Source organism: Glycomyces tritici (assembly GCF_030403505.1).
On record NZ_JAUEMJ010000005.1, the window covers coordinates 263,504 to 287,762 of the forward strand.

A 24,259-nucleotide genomic window follows, 5' to 3' on the forward strand; every position below is an offset into this window, starting at 1 on the left:
GGGCTCGCGGGGGGCCCCGGAACCCCCGGGGGCCCCCCGGCGTGGGGGGGGCGCCCCCACTCCCTGGCGCTCCGCGACCCCGCGAGGGGTCGCGGAGCGACCAACACCAACGTTAGCGCCATCCTCAGGAGCGTCCATGCCGACCGACCCGACCGCCGTCGCCGCCCCGCGAGCCGAGATCCGCGCCCTCAGCGGTGAGCGCGCGCTCGTCACGACCCCCACGGGCGCCTCGTTCACCGTGGACGTCGCGCCCGACGCGATGCTGCGCCTCGTCGACGCCCTGGCCGGACACCCGTCGCCGCTGCTGCCCGCCGACTGGGCCGAGTCCGCCGCCGACCTGCGGGCCGCCCTGGAGTCCGGCGGCGCCTTCACCGCGCCCGAACCGGCCGGCCTCCTCGCACCGCCTGCGGCCGAACCGGTCTGGGAACCGGGCGAGGAGTCCGCGGCCGAACCCGGCGACCCGCTGCTCCTGGGCGACCCCGCCGCCGTCGACGCCCTCCTCCAGGCCCTGCGCGCCCGCGGCCGCACCGCCCGCAGCATCGACCCCTCCGACTGGCAGCGGGTCATCCACCGCGCCTTCCGCACCGGCGAACTCCTCGTCCACTGCGTACGCGGCGGCGACGAGGCCACGCTCGCGCTCTTCGACCGCCACTGCGCCGACGCCCGCACCCCCTGGGTCGCCGTCGAAGCGGCCCGCTCCGAGATCTGGGCGGGCCCGGCCGTGACCCCCGGCGTAGGCGCGAACTACGAGGACTTCGCCGCCCGGCGGCTCGCCGCCGCCGTCGACCCCGCGGCGCACCGGGCCCTGCGGACCCCCTCGCTCACCGGCGACTGCGGGCTCGCACCGCACGAGATGGGCCGCGCGTTCGACGCCCTCGCCGCACTCCTCGACGGCTCCGACGGCCTGCCCGGCGACACCGTCGCCCACATCGGCACCAACGGCGAGACCCGCACCCACCCCGTGCTGCCGCTGCCGGGCAGCGTGATCGGCTCGACCCTCCCGCACGACCCGGCCGACCTCGTCGACCCCGTCACCGGCCTCGTGCAGCGCACGCGGTTCATCGCCCACCACCCGAGCGTCCCGCCCGCGCTCGCCACCGCCCAGACCGACGTGGCCAACATGCGCCTCATCAGCCGGTGGGCCAACAACACCTCCTGCCAGGGCTCGGCCTTCGACGACCCCGGGCAGGCCGCCGCGAGCGCCGTCGGCGAGGCCGTCGAACGCTACTGCGGCAACCTCCTCGACACGCTGCCGGTCACCTACGGGTCCTATGCGGACCTGCACAAAGGCGCCATGCGCGTGCTCGACCCCGAGGACCTGGTCCTGTACTCCGACGAGCAGTACCGGACCGCGGGGTTCCCGTTCACGCCGCTGACCCGCGACCTCGACGTCCACTGGGTCCCCGGCCGCTCCCTCACCCGCAATGAACCGGTGCTGGTCCCGGCCAGCATGGTGTACGTCAACTGGTTCACCGCCGGGTACTCGGCCGCGCCCGTCACCAACTTCTGCCCCTTCGCGGGGATCGCCGCGGGCCCGAACCTGGATTACGCGATCGTCTCCGGTCTCGAAGAGGTCATCGAGCGCCACGCGACCATGGTGTGGTGGATCAACGGCCACCCGCTGCCCGCCAGCGAGTCCACCGCGGACCTGGAGCGCCTGTGGGACGGCGTCGACCCCGCGCACGGCCAGCGGCCCTCGATCATCATGCTCGACAACGAGTTCGGCGTCCCCGTCGCCGCCGGGGTCCTCCACAACGACGCGGACGCGTTCGTCAACGTCGGCTTCGCCTCCCGCCACACCCCCGAGGCGGCGGTCGCGAAGGCCTGGACCGAGGCGCTCACCCTCCAGGAGGGCACCCGCGACCTGGCCGACCCGCGCGGCGCCCACTGGGCCGCGATGCGCAGCGGCGAGCTCAACAGCCGCTCTTTCAAGCCCTGGCGGGCCGACCGCCGCTACCTCGACGACTACCGCGAGGACATGCGCGACTGCGACGACCTCATGGTCCAGCAGCAGGTCTTCCTCGACCCGCGCTCGATCGAGCGCATGGCGCACCTGCTGGAGCCCGGCGTCACCCGGTTGCTCGCCGCGACCCCTTCGCTGCCCGAGCGCACGGTGGACGCCTACCGCGCCGCCGTCGAAGCGCGCGGCCTCGAAGTGATCGTCGTCGACCTCACCACGCCCGACATCGCCTCCACCGGCATGGCCGCCGTCCGCGTCATCGTGCCGGGCACCGTGGGCAACGCGCCCGCCGCGTTCCCGTTCCTCGGCAAGGGCGTCCTCCAGGACCTGGCCGTCCAGAACGGCTGGCGCACTGCGCCGCTGGCGGAGTCGGCACTGAACTACTTCCCGATTCCCCATGCCTGAGACGCCGGTCTGGGTCTACGGCCTCGGCGGCGAGTCGCTCGTCGCCGCTGAGGACGGGTCGCGGTGGATCGTCGGCGCCGCACCCGAGGTCCTGCTGGGCCCGGACGGCGCCGACGTCATCACCGAACTCGCGGCGGCCGCGCCGGTCGCCCCGCCGGAACTCGACCGCGACGACCTGGTGCTCGACTCCTGCGAAGCGCTGCTCGCGACCGCGAACCGCGCCGCACAGGAGCTCGGCGCTCCCGACTCGCCGCCTGCGATAGCGGCCCCGCGAACCGCGGTCTGGCCCTTCGGCGGGCGCTGGCACCGGATGCGCCTCGAACCCGGCGACGCATCGGCCGCCGCCGCCTGCCTGCGCGCCACCGTCGCCGACCCGAGCCACGCCGAAACCCTGTGCCGTCCACCGGCATCCGGACCGACGTTGAAGACCGGGGCCGCCCGCCTCGACCCGTCCCCGCCCGGCGCGCTCACCCGCTGGGAACCCGGCACCGGCACCTGGGAACCCCACCCGCTCCGGCCCGCCCCGGCCGTCGACCCGCTCACGGGCGTCCTGCGTCGCGTCGCCGCCCGGCCGCCCGACCCCGCGCTCCCGCCGGGCTTCCGGCACCTCCACGCCGAACTGCCGTACCTCGCGAGCGTCGACACCCGCTTCCAGGTCGACGCCCTCGCCCCTGCCGGCACGTTCGACGAGGACGACGAGGCCGCCGTCCTCTCCGGGGTCGAGCACTACTGCGGCGCGTACTTCGGCCAAGGCGAGCGCCGCCTGGCCTCCCTCGCCGAACTCGAAGGCGAGCAGGCGGTCTCGATCCCCGACTGGGAACCGCACGACCCGGCCCTCCACGCCGAGCCCGGCTTCCCCTTCGCGCCGTTCCACTCCGACAGTCCCCTGTGGTGGCTGGCGGGGGAGGAGCGCGGCGGGCGCTGCTGGGTGCCGCTGAGTCTGGTCCACGTCGGCTGGCTCGAAGCCGGCCTCACCCCGGCCCAGGTCTTCCACGGGCACAACTTCACCGGCATGAAGGCCGGCCGCACCCTCGCCGAGGCCGCCGAGCGGGCCTGCGCGCACGTCGCCGCCCACGACGCCGTCGCTGTCTGGTGGCACGCGGGCCGCGAAGCCAGGCTCCCGCCCGCGCCAGTACCGACCGCGATCCAATCCGCTTGGGGTGCAAGCAAACTCGGACTCCGGCTCCTGCAAGTGCCTTCGACCGCCGGCATCCCGGTCCGGCTCGCGGTCGTCGACGACCCCGACCGCGACCTCGTCTCGCTCGGTTTCGCGGCCGACCGCTCCGGTGAGCGGGCCGCCGAACTCGCCGTCGTCGAAGCCCTCATCCAGCACGCCTCCGTACGCGACCTCGACTCGCCCCACAGCCTGATCCGCAACGCCGAAGCCCTCGGCAACGGCGCCGTGGCCGGCCTCGCACCGTACGACCCCTCACGCCGCTACCTGGACGCCTTCGGGCCCGGGTTCCGCGGCCTGATCGACCCGATGGGCCACGTCCAGCTCGGCCTCGACCCGCGCGTGGCCGCGCTCGTGCGGGAACGCACGACCCCCGGCGACCCGCAACCCGAAGCGCCGGAACCGGACTCGATCCGCTCCGCCCTCGAACGCGACCACCGCGTCGTCATCGTGGACGCCACCGCCGAACGCGTCGCCGAAGCCGGCTACCGCGTCGCCCGCGCCGTCGCACCGGGCCTCGCCCGCGTCCAACCGGCCGCGTTCCCCCTTGACCCGCAGGCCCGACTCGCCACGGCCGCGTCCGCACTCGGCTGGACCGCCCCCGCCGAGACCGTCCCGTACCCGGGCTGGTGACGCGACCTTCGCCTCGGGCCGACCGCGCCCGTCCGGTCGCGGTGAGCACCTGTCGGGTTCATTGTCGGCCACCGGAACCGTGTCGGCGCGTCACGTCTCGTCACGTGGCGAGCCGGACCACGCGGTGACCCGAACGCGAGCGCCGCCATGACTGCGCCCGACCCAGAGCGGCGAAGTGTGGCCGAATCGCCGCGCCCTCGCTCGCCCCAGCCGTCGCCGGGACCGCACTCCAGTCGGCAGGCCACGCGGTCACCGCCGCAGCCGTCACCGCGCTCTTCATCCGCAGCGGCGGACCGGTGCGTTCAGCGGCGCTGAGCGTCAACGCCGCCGCGATGGCCTTCGGCACCTTCGCAGGCGCGAGCCTCGGCGGCGCCGGACTCGCGCTCTTCGGCTACCCCGGTATCGCTGCGGCCCTGGCGCTCCCGCTCCTCGCCGCACTCGTCATCGCCGCCGCCCTCGCCTGGCGCACCAGGCCGGACCGGTGAGTCAGCGCCCGTACCGCGATTCGAGCCAGGCGACGGCGAACGCCACCACGGCCGCTGCCTCGACGAGCACACTGTCGGCGTCCCCGATGCGGCCCCGCCGACCCGCGCCCGTCGCGAGATGGTCCTCCACGATCTGCCCGAAGTAGTCCTCCGCAGGCCCGGGCACGACCGGTCGGCTCGTGTCGAACTCCTCGACCGTGCGCCAGCGCGTGCCCTCCGGCGTCGCGAACGGGTACTCGACCCTGATGCGGCGCTTGCCCGGGAGCACGGCCAGGTGCTCGGCGTGGTGCAGGATCGTCATCGTGTCGAGCGGCGCGCCGACCATGAGCACCCGCCCGCCCGCCGCCACCAGGCGCGCGAACGGCGAACCCTCCCCGTACCCGTAGTCGAGCGGATGGTCGGCCGTGAACTCCTCGGCGCGGGCGCCGACCGCCGCCACCGAGGCCCCCGGATTACCGCTGCGGCGCACACCCTGACGCGTCCCGATCACGGACGCCAGCACCCCGTGGTCGCGCGCCGGCCGGGCCGTCGCCGGGTCGAAGGGCGGCACGTGCTCGCGCAGCCCCTCCACGACCCGGCCGTCGTCGTCCCAGACGTCGACGCTCAACTCCCAGTCCTGGTAGCCCAGCACCGTCCCTTGCGGACCGATGACGTCCAGCATCGCGTCGACCAGCGCATCCGGGCCGCCGAGGACCGGCCCGACGCGCCCGAACGCCGCGTGGACCATCACGGCATCGCCCTCGGCCAGGCCGAGCCGCCGCAGGTCGGCGGCCAGGTCCGATCGTGTCAGCACCCGGGGAGTCTCGCTCATCAGCCGAGTCTAGCCAGCTTCTCGGCGGCGTCCGTGCCCTCGATCGGGGCGAGCCACAGCAGACGCTGGCCGCCGTCCTCGGTGAACAGGTGGTGGCATTCGAGCTCGATCACGCCGATCGCCGGATGGACCAGGCGCTTGCGGTCGAAGCGGCGCACCGCCACGTTCCACGCCGACCACACCCGCGCGAACTCCTCGCTGCGGTCGAGCAGGTCGGCGACCATCTTCTCCGCCTCGGCACCGCCGCCCGCGAGCGCGCGCCTCGCCACCGTGGCCCGCGTATCGGCCACGAACGACTGCGCATGGCGCCCATGGTCCTCGGCCGGGTAGATCGTCCGCGCGGACGGGTCGGTGAACCACCGGTAGACGGTGCTGGTCGCATACCCCGGCTCGCCCACCGGGTCCAGCTCGCCCAGCAGCTCGGCCGCGAGCCGGTTCTGCGCGAGCGGCTGCAGCAGGTCCGTCATGATCCGCGCCGGCGTCCCGTCCAACCGCCCGAGCAGCGCCAGCAGCGACGGATCGGTCGCGCGCGACGGCTCCCCGGGCGGCGGCGCCGGGTGCCCGGCCAGGTGGAACAGGTGCGCACGCTCGTCGCCGGTGAGGCGCAGCGCCCGCGCGAGCGCCAGCAGCATCTGCGCCGAAGGCTGCACACCGCGCCCGCGCTCCAGCTCGATGTAGTAGTCGATCGAGGCGTTCGCGAGGAACGCGACCTCCTCGCGGCGCAGGCCCGGCACGCGGCGGCGCGGCCCGCCGGCCAGCCCGACATCGGCGGGCCGCAGCCGGTCGCGGCGCGAGCGGAGGAAGGCGGCGAGTGCAGAAGCGTCCACCCCCCAATCATCCACGCCGCGGCCCGGGAGGGCGGGCGTGAGGGGGGTTGGCGACCCCGGGGTCAACGCAACCGCGGCTGACCTCGGCATTCAGGGTCACGATGGGTGCCACACCTCGAATGAAGGAGCACCTGATGACCATCGACAACGGCACCCGCGTCGCCATCGTCACCGGCGGCTCGCGCGGCATCGGCCGCGCCGTCGTCCGCCGCCTCGCCGAGCAGGGCTACTCGGTCGTGGTCGGCTACGCCGGGAACGCCGACGAGGCCGCCGCAGCAGTGAAGGAAGCGGTCGCCGCCGGAGCCCAGGCGCTGGCGTACCGCGCGGACGTGGCCGACGAGACGGCCGTCGCCGGCATGTTCGCCGAGGCCGAGACCCGGTTCGGCGGCGTGGACGCGGTGCTGAACTCGGCCGGCCGCATGTACCTCGCGCCGGTGGCCGACCTCGACTTGGACCAGATGGACGCCTTGCACCGCACCAACATCCGCGGCACCTTCGTGGTCGCCCGCGAGGCCGCCCGGCGGGTCCGCGAAGGTGGGTCCATCACGCTGTTCTCCACGTCGGTGGTGGGCACGTACTTCCCGACCTACGGCGCGTACGCCGCGAGCAAGGGCGCGGTGGAGGCCTTGACGATGGTGCTGGCACGCGAGATGCGCGGCCGGAACATCAACGTGAACACGATCGCGCCCGGCCCGACCGCGACGGAGCTGTTCCTCGACGGCAAGAGCGACGAGCTCGTCGCCCGATTGGCGAAGTCGAACCCGCTGGAGCGGCTGGGCGAGCCGCGCGACATCGCCGAAGTGGCCGCGTTCCTCGCCTCGCCCGCAGGCCACTGGGTGAACGGCCAGGTCGTGCGCGCCAACGGCGGCATGGTCTAGCCGCAGCGGCCGGGGAAGGCGGTGACGCCTTCCCCGGACCCGACCGTCGCGCGCCGCCGCCCGCACCCGGATGGCAGCATGGGCACGTGCCAGCCAGTACACCCGTGCTCCCGCCCGTGCGATGCGCCGCGGCGCTCGAGACCGAGCGAGCCGCGACGCCTTCCGCGACCGTCGCACCCGACGTCCCGTGGATCACGCTCGTGCACAACGACCCGGTCAACCTGATGAGCTACGTCGCGTACGTCTTCCAGTCGTACTTCGGCTTCTCCGAGGCGAAGGCGAACCAGCTGATGCTCGACGTCCACAACAAGGGCCGCGCGGTCGTCTCCAGCGGCACCCGCGAGGAGATGGAACGCGACGTGCAGGCCATGCACGGCTACGGCCTCTGGGCCACGCTCAGGCAGGACCGCTGATGAGCCGCTACTTCAAAGCCGAGGGCGGCGGTGCCGCCGCGTCCTTCAACGAGATCGAGGCCGGGCTGCTGCGCGCCTACGCCGAGCAGATGATCGAGCTCATCGACGCCCGCGAGGGCACCGGCGCCACCGCCGAGGACCTCATCGCCTCGGCCTTCAGCGAGGGCCCCACCGAACTCCCCGAGGACCCCGCGCTGGCCCGCCTCTTCCCTGACGCCTACACCGATCCGGGCCCGGACGGCGACGCGCAGGCCGCTGCCGCCGAGTTCCGCCGGTACACCGAGCACGACCTGCGGGCCCGCAAGCGCGACGACGCGCAGGCCGTGATCCGGGCGCTGGAGGCGCTGGCCCCGGAGGGGCGCGGGCGGAAGACGCTGCGCCTGACGCCGGACGAGTGCCGCCGGTGGCTCGGGGCCCTGAACGACCTGCGCCTCGTCATCGCGTCCCGGCTCGGCATCGTCGCGGACGAGGACTTCGACGAGCTGATGGACCTCCCGGACGACGACCCCCGCAGCCCGCTCGTGCTGGCCTACGGCTGGCTCACCACGCTGCAGGACACGCTGGTCGAAGCGATGATGCGGTCCCTGTAGGAGAGCGGTCCGGGCTGGCGGGGACACCAGGGTCGGCGACGGCGACGGCGACGGCGACGGCGACGGCGACGGCGGCGCGCGGGGCGGGCCGTGGGGGGCCGTTTGCGGAGTGGTCGGTTGGGCGGAGGCGGGGCGGGGCGGGCATAGGGGATGCCCCTTACCCACCCGCTGTCCGCCTCCGACCAACCGAAAAGGACCACTCTCCCACAAGGGTCCGACAGGCGATCGAATCCCCAGTTCAGAGCCGCATTGAAGGGTTACTCGTCGGGTGCGAAGTCGCCGACCAGGTGGAGGATCTGGATCGCGGCCAGTCCCCATTGGGCGATGTCGTTCGTCCCGCCGTTGGGCCACCAGGCGATCGGGTTGAGCGTCGTCTCGACGGCCTCGGTCTCGCGCGGCGTGTAGTCCGGCGCGTCCTTGGCGCCCCGGAACCGGTCCCAGGCGAGCCTGGCCTGCGATTCGTCCCCGGTCCGCTGGTACACGAACGCGTTCGCGCGCGTATAGGAGTACAGGAACAGGTCGCCGAAGCGCCCGCCGTACTCGGCCTCCTGCTCCTCGCGGGTGGCGGTGTAGAAGCGGGAGTACTTGAGCCAGTCCGCCTCGAACGCCGGCATGTCGATCTGCTGGATGAGCTCGGCGCAGATCTCGATGCGGCCGAAGGAGTTGCTGAGGTTGCTGCGCTCGGTCACCGGCCGTTCGGCGATCGCGTACCGCCCCGTGTCCATGTCGTACAGGGCCGAGCCCTGCGCGAAGCCGTTCGGTTGCGCCGCAATGGTCTCCATCGTGCCGAGCACCTTGTCGCGGCAGAACTCCCAGTCCGGGCCGCGCCGCTCCCATTCGGTGAGCCACGCGGCGGCGAGGGCCGCCCAGCTGGTGCCGAAGCCGATGTCGATCGCGTTCCGGTCGGGGACCCACGGCACCGCGGGGTCTCGGATCTTGCGGGCCGTGTCGAGCACCAGCGCGGTCTCCTCGCTGCTCGCGAGCATGTGGAGCATGTCGCCGGTGCGCTCGTCGGCGGTCAGGTAGTAGAAGTACCTGCGGTAGTTGGCGTTGGAGACGCGCACCTGCTTCGAGGAGTCGCCCCAGTGCTGCACGCCGTGGCGCGTGCCGAGCCCGGCCCACTCCCCGATGTGGTAGCAGTTGACCTCGCTGGTCTTGCGGGTCATGGCCTCGGCGAAGCGGAACACCTCGGGCTTGTTGGTGTGCAGGTACGCCATCCAGAACCACTGGTCGGGGGAGATCTCGGAGTTGTCCCAGGCGTAGCCGCCGACGTCGTAGCGCCAGACCTTCCGGTCGTGGTCCTTGGAGTGCATGAAGTCGCCGAAGTCCCAGAACCCGTACCAGTGCCGCTGCTCCTGCTCGGTGCGGTAGTGCTCGAACAGGAAGTCCAGTGTGTCCTCGACGTCCGCCTTGACCGGGTGCGACCGGTCGACCGGACCGAAGAGCCCGCCGAAGGCCCCGGCCGCGCTCATGTGCTCGGTGGGGGCGATGACCTGCGGTTGGGCGCGCACGACGTCGGCCATCGCGCCGAGGCGCTCGTGCGAGGGCGTGCTCTCGGTGACCCAGAACTGGAGTTCGGTGGTGCGGGCGGCGCCGTAGGGGGTGCCGAAGCCGGGTTCGTAGTCCTCGTAGGTGATCTCGAGGGCGTCGAGCTGCTCGGGGTAGGTGTCCTGGCCGAGTCCGTCGTGGTAGAAGCGCGTGTCCATCGGCTGCGCCTCGGGGGACCACATCCACACGGTCACCGTGGCCTCGTCCGTGTGCGCGTTGCGGACGTCGAGGCCGGTGGGGTGGCGCTGCCAGAAGTCCTTCATGCCGAATCCGAACCCGCCGGAGACGCCGCCGACGTACCCGAACCCGGACGCGCGGCGTCCCTGGTCCACGGGCACCCAGCCGTGGCCTGCCTTGGTGCGCTTCTTGATCGCGTAGCCCTCGCTGTTGAGCTGGGCGAGCGAGTAGTCGCCCCAGTTCGGGATCCAGTGCAGGCGGGTCGTCACGCGCTGGTCCCAAGTGGAGGGATCGGGTAGCTTCTGTCCTGCGATCTGGGCGGCGCGCACGGCCGCGCCGGGGTCGCGGCGCAGTCCGGTGATGCCCTTGACGGCCTCGGTGAGCTGGCCGTGGCCCTCGCCGACGAAGCGCACGTGCCGGTCGTAGTGCTCGTCGGTGAGCGCGACCTTGAAGCGCACGCCCAGGCCGGCGATGAAGGCGTCGTCGCCGTCGGAGTCGTAGACGAACGTGTGCACCATGCGGAAGGACTCGCCGCCGGCGTAGAAGTACAGGCGCACGGTGAACGGCAGCCAGGTCTTGCCGCGGCTCTTGCGGTGGTTGCCGGTGATCTTGACGACGGCGCGCACGGGGCCGTCCTGCTCGACCGTGACCTCGTCGATGTCGCTGGTGTACCGGTCGCGGCTGACGGAGCCGGTCTCGGGGTCGGGGGCCTCGTCCTGGGTGATGTTGACCAGGTGCCCGCCCTTGACGAGGGTGCGGCCGCCGCGCTTGATGTGCTTGACGAGGTCGCCGCCGCTCTTGCCGATCCGGGCGGTGATGACGCCGGTGTTGACGTCGATGTGGTTCCTGGTCTCGGTGACCGAGACGGCGAACGCGGGGGCGGCGGGCTCTCCGGCGCTGAGCGTGAAGGTCTCGGCGGTCGCGGCCGGGCCGACGGCGTGGGCGGTCCACTTGAGGGAGCCGTCGGGCCAGTAGGCGAGCGGCCAGGTCTGCACGGGGACCGTGGCGCCGTCGTCGGCGGTGAGCTTGAACGTCTGGTCGGCGGGGAAGCGGCCCCGGCCCCACGGGACGCCCCAGGTCGAGCCGGGGGACTCGGCCGGCCGGCCTTCGAGCCAGCGCAGCTGGACGGAGTCGGGGCCGGCGTCTGCCGCGGTGTCGGTCTGCGCGTGGGCGGGTGCGGATTCGAAGAGGGCGGTGGCGGCTGCGGCGCCTGCGGCGGTGGCGAGGACGCCGCGGCGGCTGAAACCGTGCGGTTGCTCGGTGAGCGCGCGCGGTGCGGCGGCCGGTGAGGGGTCGGTCATGGTGCCTCCAGAAGGGAATTCGGCATCGAGGATTAAACCGTTTTAACATCGGGATGGTTTAATATAGCCATGCGTCGATGCCTAGTCAACCGGCTGCGGATCAGCCGACCGAAGCGGGCCAGCTCGTAGATTCGATCCCGCCCGCCCGCATCGGCGCTCTGTTCAACAGGCATGATTGAGGCAATCATGGAAACGTTTACGCACAAGGTGCCATGGCGCCGCTGGGTCGCCGGAGCCGCCGTGGCCCTGCTGGCCGCGGTGGGCGGCTTCACCGCGAGCGCCGCGCCCTCGTACGCGCAGGACGGCAGGTACGAGGCGGAGCAACCGCCGGCCGCCTGCGACGGCACGGTCGACACGAATCACTCCGGCTACTCCGGAACAGGCTTCTGCAACACCCCCAACACCCTCGGCGCCGCTGTCGCCTTCACGTTCAACGCACCGCAGGCGGGCACCGCGACCATCGAGATCGGCTACGCCAACGGCGGGAGCGACACCCGCCCCGCCGACGTCCAGGTCAACGGCTCGACCGTGCGGAGCGCGGTCGGGTTCGCGAACACCGGCGCCTGGAACGCCTGGTCCGCCAACACGGTCACCGTGCCGGTGAACGCGGGTGCCAACACCGTGCGGGTCGTCGCCACCACCGCTTCCGGCCTGGTCAACGTCGACTACCTCGACGTCTCGACGGGCGGCGGCCCGGCAGAGGGCTCCCGCCGGATGGAGGACCTCGACCGCGGCGTCGTGGCGGTACGCAACGGCAGCAACGTCCTGGTCAGTTGGCGTCTGCTCGGCCTCGACCCGACCGGCATCGGCTTCAACGTCTACCGGTCGACGGGCGGCGGCACCGAGGTGAAGCTCAACGCGAGCCCGCTGACGGGCGGCACCAACTACCTCGACCGCGCCGCGAACCTGTCCCAGTCCAACCAGTACCGGGTCGCCCCGGTCGTCGGCGGTGTCGAGCAGCAGCGGAGCCCGGGATTCACGCTGACGGCCAACCACGCCGACGAACCGGCCGTGCGCATCCCGCTGCGCAACGGCGGCCCGATCAACTTCACCTGGGTCGGCGACCTCGACGGCGACGGCGACTACGACTACGTGGTCGACCGCCAGACCTCACCGCAGAAGATCGAGGCCTACGCCGACGACGGGACCTTCCTCTGGGAGGTCAACATGGGCCCCAACAGCACCGACCAGAACAACATCGAAGGCGGCTCGGCCACCATCGACGTCGGCCACAACGACGGCGTCACCGTCTACGACTTCGACGGCGACGGCCGATCCGAGGTCGCGGTCAGGATCGCCAACGGCGTCACCTTCGGCAACGGCGTCAGGTTCAACCACGCCAACAACACCGAGCAGTTCATCGCCATCCTCGACGGACGGACCGGTGCACTGCGCGACTCGGCGAAGGTGCCCACGGACTACCTCGCCGACGGCCCGATGTACGCCCGCTTCGCCGCCTGCCACCTCGACGGTGAAAAGGCGAGCCTGGTCGCCTTCATGAAGAACCGGATCGGCAACGGCGGGTTCAACCTCATGATCACCGCCTGGGACTTCGACGGCACCAACGTCGACATGCAGTGGAAATGGCTGCGCGGCAACGGCAACCATCCCGACGGGCACAACAGCCGCTGCATCGACGTCGACGGGAACGGCACCGACGAGTTCGCCGAGATCGGGTTCGTCCTCAACGGCGACGGCACCCTCAAGTACTCGCTGGGCTCCCAGGGCATCATCCACGGCGACCGGTTCCACATCGCCGACATGGACCCGAGCCGCCCCGGCCTGGAAGGCTACGGCGTCCAGCAGGACAACCCCAGCGGCCTGCGCGAGTACTACTACGACGCCGCGACCGGCCGGATGATCTGGAAGCACACCCTCAGCGGCACCGCCGACGTCGGCCGCGGCATGGCCGGCGACATCGACCCGCGGCACCCCGGCATGGAGGTCTGGTCCTTCGACGGCCTCTACAACGCCCCGACCAACCGGCTGACCGAGCCCGACACCAGTCTGCGGCCCTACCCGCAGATGGGCCTGTGGTGGGACGGCGACATCACCATGGAGCTGTTCAACAGCGGCAAGATCGAGAAGTGGGACCCGAGCAACCCGACCCCGACCAACAGCGCGCCGCGGCTGGAGCAGACCACGGGCTACGGCGGGGTCCTCGGGCCGCGCAGCCAACCCACGCTCCTCGCCGACGTCTTCGGCGACTGGCGCGAGGAGGTCGTGCTCCCCAACAGCTCGTACAACCAGCTGATCATCTTCACCACCGACCGGCCGAGCGACATCCGGCTGTACACCCTGGCGCACAACCCCGGCTACCGGAACGACATGACCGTCAAGGGCTACATGCAGTCCCACCACGTCGACTACTTCCTGGGCGCGGGCATGAGCACGCCGCCCCGGCCCGACATCACCTACTGACCGACCCGCCGCCGCCGTCCGCCACGAGCGGGCGGCGGCGGCCCACCGCAACGGAAAGCACCAGCTCTGTGACCACGCCTCTGCGGGCCTTCGGGCCGCTCGAACCGACCTTCACCGGCTGGCAGGAAGCGGCGGCGGCCCTCGTCCGGCCCGCCGTCGCACTCGCCGCCAGGGGACCGGACGAGATGCCGGTGACCATGTCGAACCATTCCCACCAGGAGAACTGGTTCGAACTGCTCACCCGCCCGCTCTGGGGACTCGCCCCCGCCAAGGACGCTGCGCCCCGAGACCTCTGGGAATCCCTCAACGCCACCCTCGCCCGCGCCCTCGACCCCGGCGACGACTGGTACATCGGCGACCCCGCCCCCCGCAGCCAGCGCTGCGTCGAGTCCGCCGCCGTGGGCTGGGCCCTCGCCACGGCCCCCGAACGCCTCTGGGACCCGCTGCCGCCCAAAGCAAGGGACCGCATCGCCGCCTGGCTCACCAAGGCCTACGAGACCGAGGTCATCGACAGCAACTGGCGGTTCTTCCCCGTCCTCGCCGGGCACGGCCTCGACCGCGTCGGCGTCGCACGCGACCCCGCGATCGCCGAAGCCCACCTGAAGCGGCTGGGGGAGTTCCACCTCGGCGACGGCGCCTTCGAAGACGGCCCCGGCAACCGGGTCGACTACTACAACCCGTTCGCCTTCCACACCTACGGCCTGCTCCACTATCGGATCTGCGGCGACGACCGCTTCGTCGGGCCCGCCGCCGCGTTCGCCCGGAGGTTCCGCTCCTGGTTCGCCGCCGACGGCGCCGCCGTCCCCTATGGACGCAGTCTCGGGTACCGCTTCGCCCAGGGCTCGCTCTGGGGCGCGCTGGCCGCCGCCGACGTGGAGGCGGTGCCGTGGGCCGAGGCGGCCGGGTTCGCGCGGCGGCACCTCGAATGGTGGTGGGACAAGCCGATCCTCGAACCGGACGGGCGCCTCAGCGTCGGGTACGGCTACCCGAACGACGCGCTGGTCGAGCAGTACCTCACGGCCGGTTCGCCCTGGTGGGCCGCGAAGGTGTTCACCGGGCTGCTCGCCGGCCCCGACCACCCGTTCTGGGCCGCGGCGGCCGCATCGCCCGGCCCGGTGGTCGAGCCGCACCCGGCTGCGCGCGCCGTCCATGTGCGCGACACCGGCGGCCATGTGACCCGCCTGAACGGGCAGGCGTGGCGGGCGATGATGCGCGGCGGCAAGGACACGTACGGCCGCCTCGCGTACTCCTCGCTCGCCGGGTTCTCGCACTCGGTCGACGGGCCCGGTCTCGAAGCGGCCGTTCCCGACGGGGCCCTGGTGTTCTCGGAGGACGGCCGTCACTGGCGCGGCCGCGAGGACTCCGACGACGGCGTGGTGCACCCGGACGGCACGGTCGTGATCACCTGGCGGCCTTGGGAGGACGTCACGGTCACGACGACCCTCGAGGGCGCGTGCGACGGCTGGCACTCCCGCAGGCACGAGATCACGACCGCGCGCCGGCTCCACACCGGCGAAGGCGGCTGGTGCGTCCCGCAGGGCGGCCAGGCGGCGGTGGCGAACGACCGCGTCGCCGTAGTCTCGCAGGGGATTCGCAGCGAGCTCGTGGACGACGGCGGCAACCGCTGCGCCGGGCTCATCGCGCCGATGCCCGGCACCCACCTGTACTGGCCCGCCACGATGCTGCCGGTGCTCACCGGCGCGATCGAACCCGGCCGGCACGTGCTCCGCGCCCGGATCTTCGCGGGCAGGGACTGACGCCCCGCGAAGCACCTTGACCGCGCTGGCACCTTGACAGCGTTGGAAAGCGCGTTCTAAGGTGACACATCAAAAGTTAAAACGATTTAACAACCTGGATGCGACCCCGCCCGCTTCCCATCCCTCCCCTCACCATCAGAAGGAGTGCATCAATGTCGATCCACAATCCCCTCCGCCGCCGGAGCCTCCTCGCCGGGGCGACCGCCGCCGCCGCGCTCGGCGCGACGGCCGCCTGCGGCGACGACGGCCCGTCCGGGACCGCCGAGGACCCGGTCGAGATCGGGTTCGAATGGTGGGGCGACGAAGCCCGCGCCGAGGCCACCAAGCAGGCCGTCGACCTCTTCATGGCCAAGAACGAGGGCATCAAGGTCCAGATCAACTTCGCCGACTACCCGGCCTACTGGGAGAGCCTGACCGGCCGGATGGCCTCGCGCGACCTCCCCGACGTCTTCCAGATGGACTACCCGCGCCTGCGCCAGTTCGGCGCCACCGGGATGCTGCTGCCCCTCGACGGCGTGGTCGCGACCGACGACTTCCGCGACGGCGTGCTCGACACGGCGGAGCTGGACGACCAGCTCGTCGCCGTTCCCGTCGGCAGCAACATGTTCGGCCTCATCTACCGCCCGGACTGGTTCGAGGAGCACGGCATCACGCCGCCCGAGGCCGGATACACCTGGGAGGACTACGGCAACCTCGTCACGCAGGTGAGCGAGGCGCTCGGCGAAGGCAAGTGGGGCGGCGCCGACTGGGCGAGCTCGTACCTGCTCATGGAGCTGTGGCTGCGCCAGCAGGGCGCCGCGTTCTACGCCGACGACGCGGCGAGCCTGGCCTTCACGAAGGAGCAGCTCGTCGAGTGGTGGTCCTCGACCACCGAGCTCGTCGCCTCGGGCGCGATGCCCCCGCCGGACGTCGTCGCCGAAGCCACCGCGCCCGGCATCGCCGCCGGCGTGATGGCCACCGAGCTGCGCTGGGACACCGCGATGAGCGGCTACTGGGCGGCCGTGGCCGAGAGCGGCGGCAGGCTCGCCCTCGCCCCGCCGCCCTCCGCCGACCCGTCCAACCTCGGGCTCCACCTGCGCCCGTCCGTGCAGTTCGTGATCGCGGCGAACTCCGAGTTCCCGAAGGAGAGCGCCAAGCTCATCGATTTCATGCTCTCCGACCCCGAGGCCGCCGCGATCCTCGGCACGAACCGCGGCATCCCCTCGACCAAGACCGGCCTCGACAGCGTCGAGATCGACGAGGCCTCGCAGGTCGTGCTCGACTACGAGGCCACCGTCGAGCAGTACCTCATCGAGGCCCCGGTGGTGCCCCCGGCCGCCGCCGGTGCGATCGAGGCCAAGTTCACCGAGGTGTACGGCCAGGTCCAGTACGGCGAGATGACCCCGGCCGAAGCCGCCGACCTGTTCTTCACCGAGGCCGAGACCCTGTTCCAGAGCGAGCAGTAGGGCCACCCCGGCGGGTGGGGGGCGGCCTGAGGAGGACCGCCCCCCACCCTGTTTCCACCAATCCCGCTGCGCGGGTGGCGCATCGCCGCCTCGATAGACTCGCCCGATGCATGGCGAGCGAGCACCCCGGCCGACCGCGCTCATCACCGGTGGGGCGGCCGGCATCGGCGCGGCCTTCGCCAGAGCGCTCGCGGCCGAGGGGTACCGCCTCATCCTCGTGGACCGCGACCGCGAAGGGCTGCAGGCGTTCGCGGCCTCGCTCGGCGCCGACACCGAGACCGTCACGGCGGACCTCGCCGACGAGGCGGACCTCATCCGGGTCGAGGAGCGCTGCCGGGCCGGTCTCGACCTGCTGGTGAACAACGCCGGATTCGGCCACCCCACGGAGTTCCTGGAGACCTCGGCGGCGGCCGAGATCGCGATGTCGCGGGTGCACGTGGAGGCCGTTCTGCGCCTCACGATCGCCGCCCTGCCCGCCATGATCGAACGCGGCAGCGGCGGTATCGTCAACACCGGCTCGGTCCTCGGGTTCTTCCCCAGCTCCACCTACTCGGCCTCGAAGGCCTGGGTCATCAACTTCAGCCAGTCCGCCCACACCAAGGCGAAGCCGCACGGCGTCCGCGTCACCGTGCTGTGCCCGGGCTTCACCCGCACCGAGTTCCACGACAGCGCCGGCATGAACATGTCGATGGTCCCCGCCTTCCTGTGGCTGGACGCGGACACCCTGGTCAAGGCGGCGCTGCGGGACTGGCGCAAAGGCAAGGCGCTCAGCATTCCCGGCTGGCACAGCAAGGTCATCACGGCCCTCAGCCGCCTGCTCCCGATGCGTTTGATCCTGCGCATCCACGCCGGCGGCGGCAAAGGCTCGAGGGCCGTGCGCGCAGCGGCCCCCGGCGGGCAGCGGTAGCGCGGCAGGGCTCGCCCGGCGATCCCGGCCGGCACGGCCCCGCAGGGCCTCGAAACTTGACACACCGGCACCGACCGGGAATCATTGTTTCCGTAACCGTTCTTGAAACTGTTTAACCGAGGTGAATACTTTGGCGCGCAAAGCGAGTGCTTCGGGCGACGGGACGCGCCACACCACTATCCGCGAGGTGGCCGAGCGGGCCGGCGTCTCGGTCGCCACCGTCTCGCGCATCCTCTCGGGCACCTACCCGGCCGCGCCCGCCACCCGGAGCAAGGTCATGCGAGCCGTCGAAGAGCTCGACTACGTCGCCAACCACCACGCCCGCGCCCTCCAGGGGACCACTCGCAAGAGCATCGCCATCATCGTGAACTCGGTGATCTCCCCGCACTACGCCCATGTGGCCCAAGGGGTCCAGACCCAGGCGGCCGAGGACAGCCGCCTGTGCCAGATCGGCACCACCGGCGGCGACGCCGAACGGGAGCTCGCGATGGTCCAGTTCATGCGCGAGCAGCACCCCGAGGCCGTGATCCTCGTCGGCAACGTGAACGCCGACGCCGAGTACCGCGCCCGCATGAGCCGGTACGCGCACGCGCTCGCGGCCATCGGCTCCCGCCTGGTGCTCTGCGGCCGGCCCCCGCTCGGCCCGGACGTGCCCGCCGTGGTCGTGGAGTACGACAACACCGGCGGCGCGTTCGCGGCCACGAGCCATCTGCTCTCCAACGGCCACAAGCGCATCCTGTACCTGGGCCGCCGCGCCGGCTACACCACGGCCGACGCCCGCATCGAGGGCTACCGCAAGGCCCTGGCGGCCTACGGCGCCGAACACGACCCGGGCCTGGAGGTCGACGGCACCTTCGAGCGCTTCGAGGGCTACCGGATGATGAAGGAGCGCCTGGCCGCCGGACCGCCCGACTACACGGCGGTGTTCGCGGGCAACGACCAGATCGCGGCGGGCGCGCGCCAGGCCCTCCTCGAGCACGGGCTGCGCGTGCCCGAGGACCTCTCGATGGTCGGCTTCGACGACCTGCCCCCGGCCGCGGACATCGACCTGACCACCGTCTACCAGCCCCACGAGGAACTGGGCCGGACCGCGGTGCGCCTCGCGCTCGAGCACGCCCGCCAGGGCGGCCCGCCCCCGCACACGGTCCTCGGTACCCACCTGGTGCTCCGCGGCTCGGTCCGCCCGCTCGTCGCGGCCTGAGCCACCCGGGCGCCGCGTCCTGGACGCGGCACCCGGACCGGGCTTACCGGTACCAGCCGTAGAAGCAGTTGGCGGGACCGCCGTCGTAGTACGCGTAGACCGTTCGCCAAGTGTTGTAAGGCGAGTTGCCGGCGTTGATGTTGTTCATGCCGGGCCGCGCGCAGAAGTGGTCGTCGTCGCCGAAGACGTGCTCCACGGTCAGCATGACATTGGTGTCGCCGCAGTGGTTGTAGTCCTGGGTGCCGTCGCCCTGCCAGCCGCACGGAGCGGCGTGCGCCGGAGCGGCGAGGGCCATGACGCCCGCACCCGCCAGCATCCCGGCGGCGATGACAGAGGTCGCGGTCTTGGCGATCCGCATGAGAGCTTGCTCCTTCACGTCGATGACAAATATCGCGAGCAGGCTAACACCGTACAATTTGGACAAAAGGCTCAGGTCATGTCGGGCGCGCTGGTGCTACCGCGCAAGCCCGCCGGGCCGGTGCGGACCGCGCGCGCCGCGGTCGCCCGGATCTCGTCCGCATAGAACCCCCACAAGGCGGGCGGGATGTCGTGGCCGACCCCGGGAACGATGACGAGCCGTGCACCGCGGATGCCGTTCGCGAGGTCGCGGGCGGCCGAGGTGCGCAGGAGCTGGTCGGCGCCGCCGTGCATCACCGTGACCGGGAGCCGCAGCTGCGCGAGGCCGCCGCCGCTCCAGTGCGCGCCGAGCTGCCGGCCCATGGACTTCGGGTCCTGGAGGGAGCTCACCTCGTCCCGCTCGATGCGCGCCATCGCCTCCGCCTCGTCGAACGGGTGGCCCGGCGAGGCGAGCGCCCGCGAGACGGCCATCGCGAGGGCGATGTCGCCTTCCCGGGTCTCGGGGAACTGCAGCCTCGCCATCTTCGCGACGAAGCCGAATCGGATGTACCGCAGCAGCTTGAGGCTCCCGGCGTCACTGGAGACCGCCGCCGAGGAGACGAGGCTGCGCACCCGGTCCGGGTGGCGCAAGGCGAGGCGCTGCGCCCGCAGGCCGCCGTTGGAGTGCCCGAAGAGGTGGGCCGAGTCCCACCCGAGGGCGTCCATGACGGCCGCGGCGTCGTCGGCGACGTCCTCGCCGGTGTAGGCGGGGGCGCGCTTGCGGAAGAGCGCCGCCACGGGGGATGCCGCCGCCTCGGGGAAGTGCGTGGACTGCCCGGCGTCGCGGTTGTCGAAGGACGCCACGTGGAACCCGCGCTCGATGAGGGCCGCGATGAGGCCCTGCGGCCACCAGAAGCGGCTCACCGCCGAGCCCATGACGAGCAGCAGCGGCTCGCCGCCCGCGCCGCCGTGGTCCTCGTAGGCGAGGTCGACCGTGCCGTTGCGGGCGTAGCCGGTGGGGGACTGGCTCATGGCTCCTCCTCGGAGTTAGCGAACGCTGTTCTCGAACTGTAGCCTTCGAGTACACTGTTCGCAAACACCCGGAGGAGTGACATGACCGACGTGATCTGGCTGCGACCCGAGCGCGCCGCCACCGGCCGCCCCGCCGCGCACGACCGCGCCGAGATCACGGCCGCCGCGATCGGCGTCGCCGACCGGGGCGGACTGGACGCGGTGTCCATGCGCAGTGTCGCGGTCGAACTCGGCACCGGCGCGGCATCGCTCTACCGCTACGTCGCGAGCCGGGACGACCTGCTCGACCTGATGATCGACGCGACCGCCGCCGAATGCCGCCTCGCGCCGCCCACCGGCGATCCGGTCGCCGACCTCGTAGCCGTCGCCGAGGGGCTGCACGAGGTGATGGTGCGCCACCCCTGGCTCCCGGAACTGGCGGTCACCCGCCCGGCCCTCGGCCCCGGCGGGGTCGCGGTGCTCGACCACGTGCTCGGCGTCCTCGCCGACCACCCCGGGGACGCCGCGTCGAAACTCGAGGTCTTCGCCCTCCTCAACGCCCTCGTGGCCACCTTCGCGCGCAACGAGTTCGCCGCCGCCGACCAGTCCCGGCGGGCCGTCGCGTACCTCGGCCACGTGGCCGCCGGCGGCGAGCGCCCGCGCATCTCCGCCCTCTTCGACGAACTCTCCACAGCGGACCCCGACCCGCGGGACCGCCGCGTCACCGCGCTGGCGGCGCTCCTGTCCGGCCTGCTCGGCTGACGGGCCTCACGCCTCGGGGATCCAGTTCCCGTGCAGGCCCAGGGGGACGCGCGCGGGCAGGTGGACCCGGGCGAGCGGTTCGCCGGTGAAGTCCTGCGCGGCGAGGATCACCAGGTCCGCCGCGCCGCGCTCGGGATCGTGGACGTAGAGCAGGTTGTAGCCGTCGTCCTCGGCCGCGGCCGTGGCGGAGGGCACGAACACGGTCTCGCCCGCGGCGGCGTCGCGGCCGAACTCGTGCGCCTCGGTCGTCCCGGAGACGAGGTCGTGCTTGAGGACCGCGTTGGAGAACCCCTCGTCCGGGCGGTCGGCGTCGATCGCGCTCGGCGCGGCGTAGAGCTCGGTCGACGCGGTGTACCCGTACCGGTGGGGTCGGCCGGAGTACTGGCCGTTGAGCCGCGGGAAGTCCTGGGGCCGGTCGTGCAGGAGCTCGGTCCGGGCCTTGCCCGCGGCCAGGTCGAGGGTCCAGCGTTCGAGCACGGGGCGTCCGGCGCCGATATCGGCGAGGTCGAACCTGCCGGCGTGCCAGGCCACGTCGACCACGATGGACCCGGCCTCCTCGTAGGCGTTGAGCGTGTGGCCGACCATGCCCGGCGGCAGGTCGATCCATTGCACGGCACCGCCCGCGCGGGCCATGACGCCGACCTGTGCGGGCAGTTCTGGGTTCCACCCGAAGGGCACTCCGGTCGCCAGGCGCCGCGGGTCGAACACGACCGGCGAGGTGTAGATCAGCACGTAGTGCTCGGTCAGGCCGAAGTCGTGCATGTACGGGAGCGTGGGCGCGGGGATGTTCGTCACCCGCTCGGCGGTGCCGCCGGGGGAGAAGACGATGTGCTGGAGGAAGTCGGTCCCGTACCGGAACGCGAGGGAGTGCATCTCGCCGGTGCGGTGGTCGAACTTCGTGTGGGCGTTGGCCGTGAAGCCCTCGGGGGTCGCGCCGAGGTCGCAGGGGCCGACGGTCTCCAGTTCGGGGGTGAGCTCGTAGGGCGCGATGCCGCCCTCGATGAGGGCGTAGACGCGACCACCGTGCCCGGCGACTTGGACGTTCGGGGCGAAGTCGAACCGCATGTCGAACCCGTCCTCGGCGGTGCGGCCGCGGCGCGGCTCGCCGAGCCTGTCCGCGACCGAGGCCGAGCGGATCCAGCGGTTGCGGTACCACTCGGCGCGGCCGTCGCGCAGTCGCACGCCGTGGACCATGCCCTCGCCGAGGGTCCAGATGTGGGCCGAGGCGTCCTCGATGCCGAGGGGGTTGGGGCCGATGCGGAGGTAGCGGCCGTTGAGGTCGGCGGGGATCGCGCCGCTCACCGGGAGGTCGTAGGCCGTGACCTCCTCGGTGACGGGCGCGAAGTTGCCGCGGGTGTATCGCTCGAAGCGCATGGGGGTCCTCTCTGGTCCGACGCGGGGACGCGTCGATTTATACGAACGTATCATACGGATGTATAAATCCGGGACGCCCGCTAGGATCGCCGCATGGGACACCGAGAGGACCTGCTCGAAGGCGCGAAGCGCTGCCTCGTCGAGCGCGGCTACAGCCGGACCACGGCCCGCGACATCGTCGAGGCCTCGCACACCAACCTGGGGTCCATCGGATACCACTACGGCACCAAGGACAAGCTGCTGCTGCAGGCCATGGTCGAGATGTCCGGGGAGCTGGCCGAGCGCATGATGGCGGTCGACCCCGGCGCGGGGGACGCCGGCGCGCGGCTGCTCGCGTTCTGGGAGGGCATGATCGCCTCGTTCCGCACCGACCCGGGCCTGTGGCGGGCCAACCTCGAGATCCTCGTGCAGACCCTGCACGACCCGGAGCTCCGGTCGCGCCTCGCCGACACCCACGAGCGCGCCCGCGACGGACTCGGACGCCACCTCACCCCGGGCGCGGGAGCCGCCGGCCGCGCCGCCGGCTCCCTCCACTTCGCCCTCATCATGGGCGTGATGACCCAGCACCTCATCGACCCCGATCGCGCCCCCAGCGCCGCGGAGGTCGTGGACGGCCTGCGGGCGATCTCGGGTTCAGCGTGAGTTCCTGATCGACCGCTCCACCAGCTGCCGGACGCCGGGCAGGGTGATGGAGCGCATCATCATGTCGCTCAACCAGACGTGGAACCGCGTGGGCGGTGCGAACCGGGCGATCCCCCTGCGCGCCAAGGCCTGGCGCTTCTCGGCCTCCGGGCGCAGCCGCGCCTCCCACTCCGCGAGCGCCGCAGTGACGTCCGCGCCGTGCCGTTCCAGGGCCTCGCCGAGCGCATCGGCGCCCGCGATCGCAAGGCCCGCACCGTAACCGGCGAACAGCGTCACGCACCAGGCGGCGTCGCCGAGCAGCACGACCCGGCCGTCGCTCCACGAGTCCATGCGGATCTGGCTCACCGAGTCGAAGTAGGCGCCGGAGTCCTCCTCGAGCTGGGCCAGGGCGTCGGGCACGCCGCCGCCGAGGTCCCCGAAGGCCTCGCCGAGTGCGGCGGCCGGCCCGCGCGCGAGGTCCGCTTCGGTGTCGGCGCTGCGGTAGGTGAAGAACGCCGAGGACCGGCCGGGGCCGAGGTTGATCACGGCCGCGGTGCGGTGCGGGCCGATGAACGTGGTGCCGCTGCCCTCTGCGAGGTCCGCCGGGACCCGGTGCAGCGGGAAGGCGCCGACCATGTGGTCCAGGTCGACCCGCAGCCGCGACTCCTCGCCGAACACGAGCCGCCGCACGCCCGAATGCAGGCCGTCGGCCCCGATGAGCAGGTCCGCGCGCTCCTGGGAGCCGTCGCTGAGGGTCGCGACGACCCCGCCCGCGTCCTGCGCGATCGCGGTGACCGTCGTGCCGAACCGGAACTCGGCCGTTTCCTCGACCGCCTCGAACAAGACCGTCTCCAGGTCGCCCCGGAACACCGACATCGCCCGCGCGCCCTGCGCGGCCTCCACGATCGCCTGCGGCACCGTGAACTTGGCGCTGCCATCGGCCCGCACGAGGATCGACGTGAACGCCCCGAGGTCGCGCTTCGCCAACGCGGGCAGCAGGCCCAGCCGCTCGACCGCGTCATACTCGCCGCCGATCAGGTTGAGCATGTACCCGCTGCTGCGCCGCGCGGGCGCGCGCTCGACCACGACCGCGCGCCAGCCCGCCCGATGCAGCCGCAGCGCCGCTGCCAGCCCCGCAATACCCGCCCCGACCACGATCGCCGTGCGCTTCCCGTGCTCCGCCATAGCCGCCTCCTTAGTTTGAACATGTGTTCATCACAAG

The 24,259-nt window shown here is 72.3% G+C and carries 20 protein-coding genes; 13 read left to right on the plus strand and 7 right to left on the minus strand.

The features are described 5' to 3' along the window. Positions 1-136: 136 nt before the first annotated feature. From QWI33_RS18050 to QWI33_RS18060, 3 genes are all read left to right on the plus strand, one after another. On the plus strand, positions 137-2,365 hold the full coding sequence (locus QWI33_RS18050; protein WP_289958538.1) for a YcaO-like family protein: 2,229 nt from the start codon (positions 137-139) through the stop codon (positions 2,363-2,365). Further along, complete coding sequence (locus QWI33_RS18055; RefSeq protein ID WP_289958539.1) at positions 2,358-4,172, plus strand: YcaO-like family protein; 1,815 nt, start codon at positions 2,358-2,360, stop codon at positions 4,170-4,172. Before QWI33_RS18050 ends, QWI33_RS18055 begins: the two co-directional genes overlap by 8 nt. 296 nt (positions 4,173-4,468) lie before the next feature. Then, positions 4,469-4,657 carry a hypothetical protein gene (locus tag QWI33_RS18060; protein WP_289958540.1) on the plus strand — a complete coding sequence of 63 codons (189 nt, stop codon included), beginning with the start codon at positions 4,469-4,471 and terminating at the stop codon, positions 4,655-4,657. Position 4,658: 1 nt separating this feature from the next. Here QWI33_RS18060 and aac(3) read toward each other — a convergent pair whose 3' ends face one another. After that, on the minus strand, positions 4,659-5,468 hold the full coding sequence (gene aac(3) / locus QWI33_RS18065) for an aminoglycoside 3-N-acetyltransferase (protein WP_289958541.1): 810 nt from the start codon (positions 5,466-5,468) through the stop codon (positions 4,659-4,661). Then, on the minus strand, positions 5,468-6,295 hold the full coding sequence (locus tag QWI33_RS18070; protein ID WP_289958542.1) for an MmyB family transcriptional regulator: 828 nt from the start codon (positions 6,293-6,295) through the stop codon (positions 5,468-5,470). Before QWI33_RS18070 ends, aac(3) begins: the two co-directional genes overlap by 1 nt. A gap of 134 nt (positions 6,296-6,429) precedes the next feature. On the opposite strand from QWI33_RS18070, the gene QWI33_RS18075 reads away from it, so the two are divergent. The 3 genes from QWI33_RS18075 to QWI33_RS18085 all read left to right on the plus strand — a co-directional run bounded on the left by QWI33_RS18075 (position 6,430) and on the right by QWI33_RS18085 (position 8,176). Continuing rightward, positions 6,430-7,173 carry an SDR family oxidoreductase gene (locus tag QWI33_RS18075; RefSeq protein WP_289958543.1) on the plus strand — a complete coding sequence of 248 codons (744 nt, stop codon included), beginning with the start codon at positions 6,430-6,432 and terminating at the stop codon, positions 7,171-7,173. 116 nt (positions 7,174-7,289) lie between these two features. Further along, on the plus strand, positions 7,290-7,586 hold the full coding sequence (gene clpS / locus QWI33_RS18080; RefSeq protein ID WP_353895512.1) for an ATP-dependent Clp protease adapter ClpS: 297 nt from the start codon (positions 7,290-7,292) through the stop codon (positions 7,584-7,586). Continuing rightward, on the plus strand, positions 7,586-8,176 hold the full coding sequence (locus QWI33_RS18085) for a DUF2017 domain-containing protein (protein ID WP_289958545.1): 591 nt from the start codon (positions 7,586-7,588) through the stop codon (positions 8,174-8,176). The genes clpS and QWI33_RS18085 overlap by 1 nt, the downstream gene beginning before the upstream one ends. A gap of 257 nt (positions 8,177-8,433) precedes the next feature. Here QWI33_RS18085 and QWI33_RS18090 read toward each other — a convergent pair whose 3' ends face one another. Then, on the minus strand, positions 8,434-11,202 hold the full coding sequence (locus tag QWI33_RS18090) for an exo-rhamnogalacturonan lyase family protein (protein ID WP_289958546.1): 2,769 nt from the start codon (positions 11,200-11,202) through the stop codon (positions 8,434-8,436). A gap of 186 nt (positions 11,203-11,388) precedes the next feature. Between QWI33_RS18090 and QWI33_RS18095 the strand changes: the two genes are divergently transcribed. From QWI33_RS18095 to QWI33_RS18115, 5 genes are all read left to right on the plus strand, one after another. Continuing rightward, positions 11,389-13,623 carry a rhamnogalacturonan lyase family protein gene (locus QWI33_RS18095; RefSeq protein WP_289958547.1) on the plus strand — a complete coding sequence of 745 codons (2,235 nt, stop codon included), beginning with the start codon at positions 11,389-11,391 and terminating at the stop codon, positions 13,621-13,623. A 68-nt stretch (positions 13,624-13,691) separates the two neighbouring features. Continuing rightward, positions 13,692-15,380, plus strand: a complete 1,689-nt coding sequence (locus QWI33_RS18100) for a DUF2264 domain-containing protein (protein ID WP_289958548.1) — start codon at positions 13,692-13,694, stop codon at positions 15,378-15,380. Between the two features lie 152 nt (positions 15,381-15,532). Beyond that, on the plus strand, positions 15,533-16,825 hold the full coding sequence (locus tag QWI33_RS18105) for an ABC transporter substrate-binding protein (protein ID WP_289958549.1): 1,293 nt from the start codon (positions 15,533-15,535) through the stop codon (positions 16,823-16,825). 106 nt (positions 16,826-16,931) lie between these two features. Beyond that, positions 16,932-17,732, plus strand: coding sequence for an SDR family NAD(P)-dependent oxidoreductase (locus QWI33_RS18110; protein WP_289958550.1), 801 nt, complete (start codon positions 16,932-16,934; stop codon positions 17,730-17,732). 130 nt (positions 17,733-17,862) lie between these two features. Further along, complete coding sequence (locus QWI33_RS18115; protein ID WP_289958551.1) at positions 17,863-18,933, plus strand: LacI family DNA-binding transcriptional regulator; 1,071 nt, start codon at positions 17,863-17,865, stop codon at positions 18,931-18,933. 43 nt (positions 18,934-18,976) lie between these two features. Here QWI33_RS18115 and QWI33_RS18120 read toward each other — a convergent pair whose 3' ends face one another. Together QWI33_RS18120 and QWI33_RS18125 are read right to left on the minus strand one after the other, a co-directional pair. Then, positions 18,977-19,291 carry a DUF6355 family natural product biosynthesis protein gene (locus tag QWI33_RS18120; RefSeq protein ID WP_289958552.1) on the minus strand — a complete coding sequence of 105 codons (315 nt, stop codon included), beginning with the start codon at positions 19,289-19,291 and terminating at the stop codon, positions 18,977-18,979. A gap of 71 nt (positions 19,292-19,362) precedes the next feature. Continuing rightward, positions 19,363-20,301: an alpha/beta fold hydrolase gene (locus QWI33_RS18125; protein ID WP_289958553.1), complete on the minus strand. Its 939-nt coding sequence runs from the start codon at positions 20,299-20,301 to the stop codon at positions 19,363-19,365. A gap of 81 nt (positions 20,302-20,382) precedes the next feature. On the opposite strand from QWI33_RS18125, the gene QWI33_RS18130 reads away from it, so the two are divergent. Continuing rightward, positions 20,383-21,042, plus strand: a complete 660-nt coding sequence (locus QWI33_RS18130; RefSeq protein WP_289958554.1) for a TetR/AcrR family transcriptional regulator — start codon at positions 20,383-20,385, stop codon at positions 21,040-21,042. Between the two features lie 6 nt (positions 21,043-21,048). Here the strand turns inward: QWI33_RS18130 and QWI33_RS18135 are convergent, their stop codons facing one another. After that, on the minus strand, positions 21,049-22,416 hold the full coding sequence (locus QWI33_RS18135; RefSeq protein WP_289958555.1) for a carotenoid oxygenase family protein: 1,368 nt from the start codon (positions 22,414-22,416) through the stop codon (positions 21,049-21,051). Between the two features lie 93 nt (positions 22,417-22,509). On the opposite strand from QWI33_RS18135, the gene QWI33_RS18140 reads away from it, so the two are divergent. Then, positions 22,510-23,058, plus strand: a complete 549-nt coding sequence (locus tag QWI33_RS18140; protein WP_289958556.1) for a TetR/AcrR family transcriptional regulator — start codon at positions 22,510-22,512, stop codon at positions 23,056-23,058. On the opposite strand, the gene QWI33_RS18145 is transcribed toward QWI33_RS18140, so the two are convergent. Next, entirely contained in the window at positions 23,050-24,222 is a 1,173-nt protein-coding gene (locus QWI33_RS18145) for an FAD-dependent oxidoreductase (RefSeq protein ID WP_289958557.1), read from the minus strand. The genes QWI33_RS18140 and QWI33_RS18145 overlap by 9 nt on opposite strands. Between the last annotated feature and the right edge of the window lie 37 nt (positions 24,223-24,259).

Excerpts from the sequence above, each read along its gene's own strand:
- QWI33_RS18050 (WP_289958538.1), top strand. The coding sequence starts at position 137 with ATGCCGACCGACCCGACCGCCGTCGCCGCCCCGCGAGCCGAGATCCGC.
- QWI33_RS18055 (WP_289958539.1), top strand. The coding sequence starts at position 2,358 with ATGCCTGAGACGCCGGTCTGGGTCTACGGCCTCGGCGGCGAGTCGCTC.
- QWI33_RS18075 (WP_289958543.1), top strand. The coding sequence starts at position 6,430 with ATGACCATCGACAACGGCACCCGCGTCGCCATCGTCACCGGCGGCTCG.
- QWI33_RS18085 (WP_289958545.1), top strand. The coding sequence starts at position 7,586 with ATGAGCCGCTACTTCAAAGCCGAGGGCGGCGGTGCCGCCGCGTCCTTC.
- QWI33_RS18090 (WP_289958546.1), bottom strand. The coding sequence starts at position 11,202 with ATGACCGACCCCTCACCGGCCGCCGCACCGCGCGCGCTCACCGAGCAA.
- QWI33_RS18095 (WP_289958547.1), top strand. The coding sequence starts at position 11,389 with ATGGAAACGTTTACGCACAAGGTGCCATGGCGCCGCTGGGTCGCCGGA.
- QWI33_RS18105 (WP_289958549.1), top strand. The coding sequence starts at position 15,533 with ATGTCGATCCACAATCCCCTCCGCCGCCGGAGCCTCCTCGCCGGGGCG.
- QWI33_RS18110 (WP_289958550.1), top strand. The coding sequence starts at position 16,932 with ATGCATGGCGAGCGAGCACCCCGGCCGACCGCGCTCATCACCGGTGGG.
- QWI33_RS18120 (WP_289958552.1), bottom strand. The coding sequence starts at position 19,291 with ATGCGGATCGCCAAGACCGCGACCTCTGTCATCGCCGCCGGGATGCTG.
- QWI33_RS18125 (WP_289958553.1), bottom strand. The coding sequence starts at position 20,301 with ATGAGCCAGTCCCCCACCGGCTACGCCCGCAACGGCACGGTCGACCTC.
- QWI33_RS18130 (WP_289958554.1), top strand. The coding sequence starts at position 20,383 with ATGACCGACGTGATCTGGCTGCGACCCGAGCGCGCCGCCACCGGCCGC.
- QWI33_RS18135 (WP_289958555.1), bottom strand. The coding sequence starts at position 22,416 with ATGCGCTTCGAGCGATACACCCGCGGCAACTTCGCGCCCGTCACCGAG.
- QWI33_RS18140 (WP_289958556.1), top strand. The coding sequence starts at position 22,510 with ATGGGACACCGAGAGGACCTGCTCGAAGGCGCGAAGCGCTGCCTCGTC.
- QWI33_RS18145 (WP_289958557.1), bottom strand. The coding sequence starts at position 24,222 with ATGGCGGAGCACGGGAAGCGCACGGCGATCGTGGTCGGGGCGGGTATT.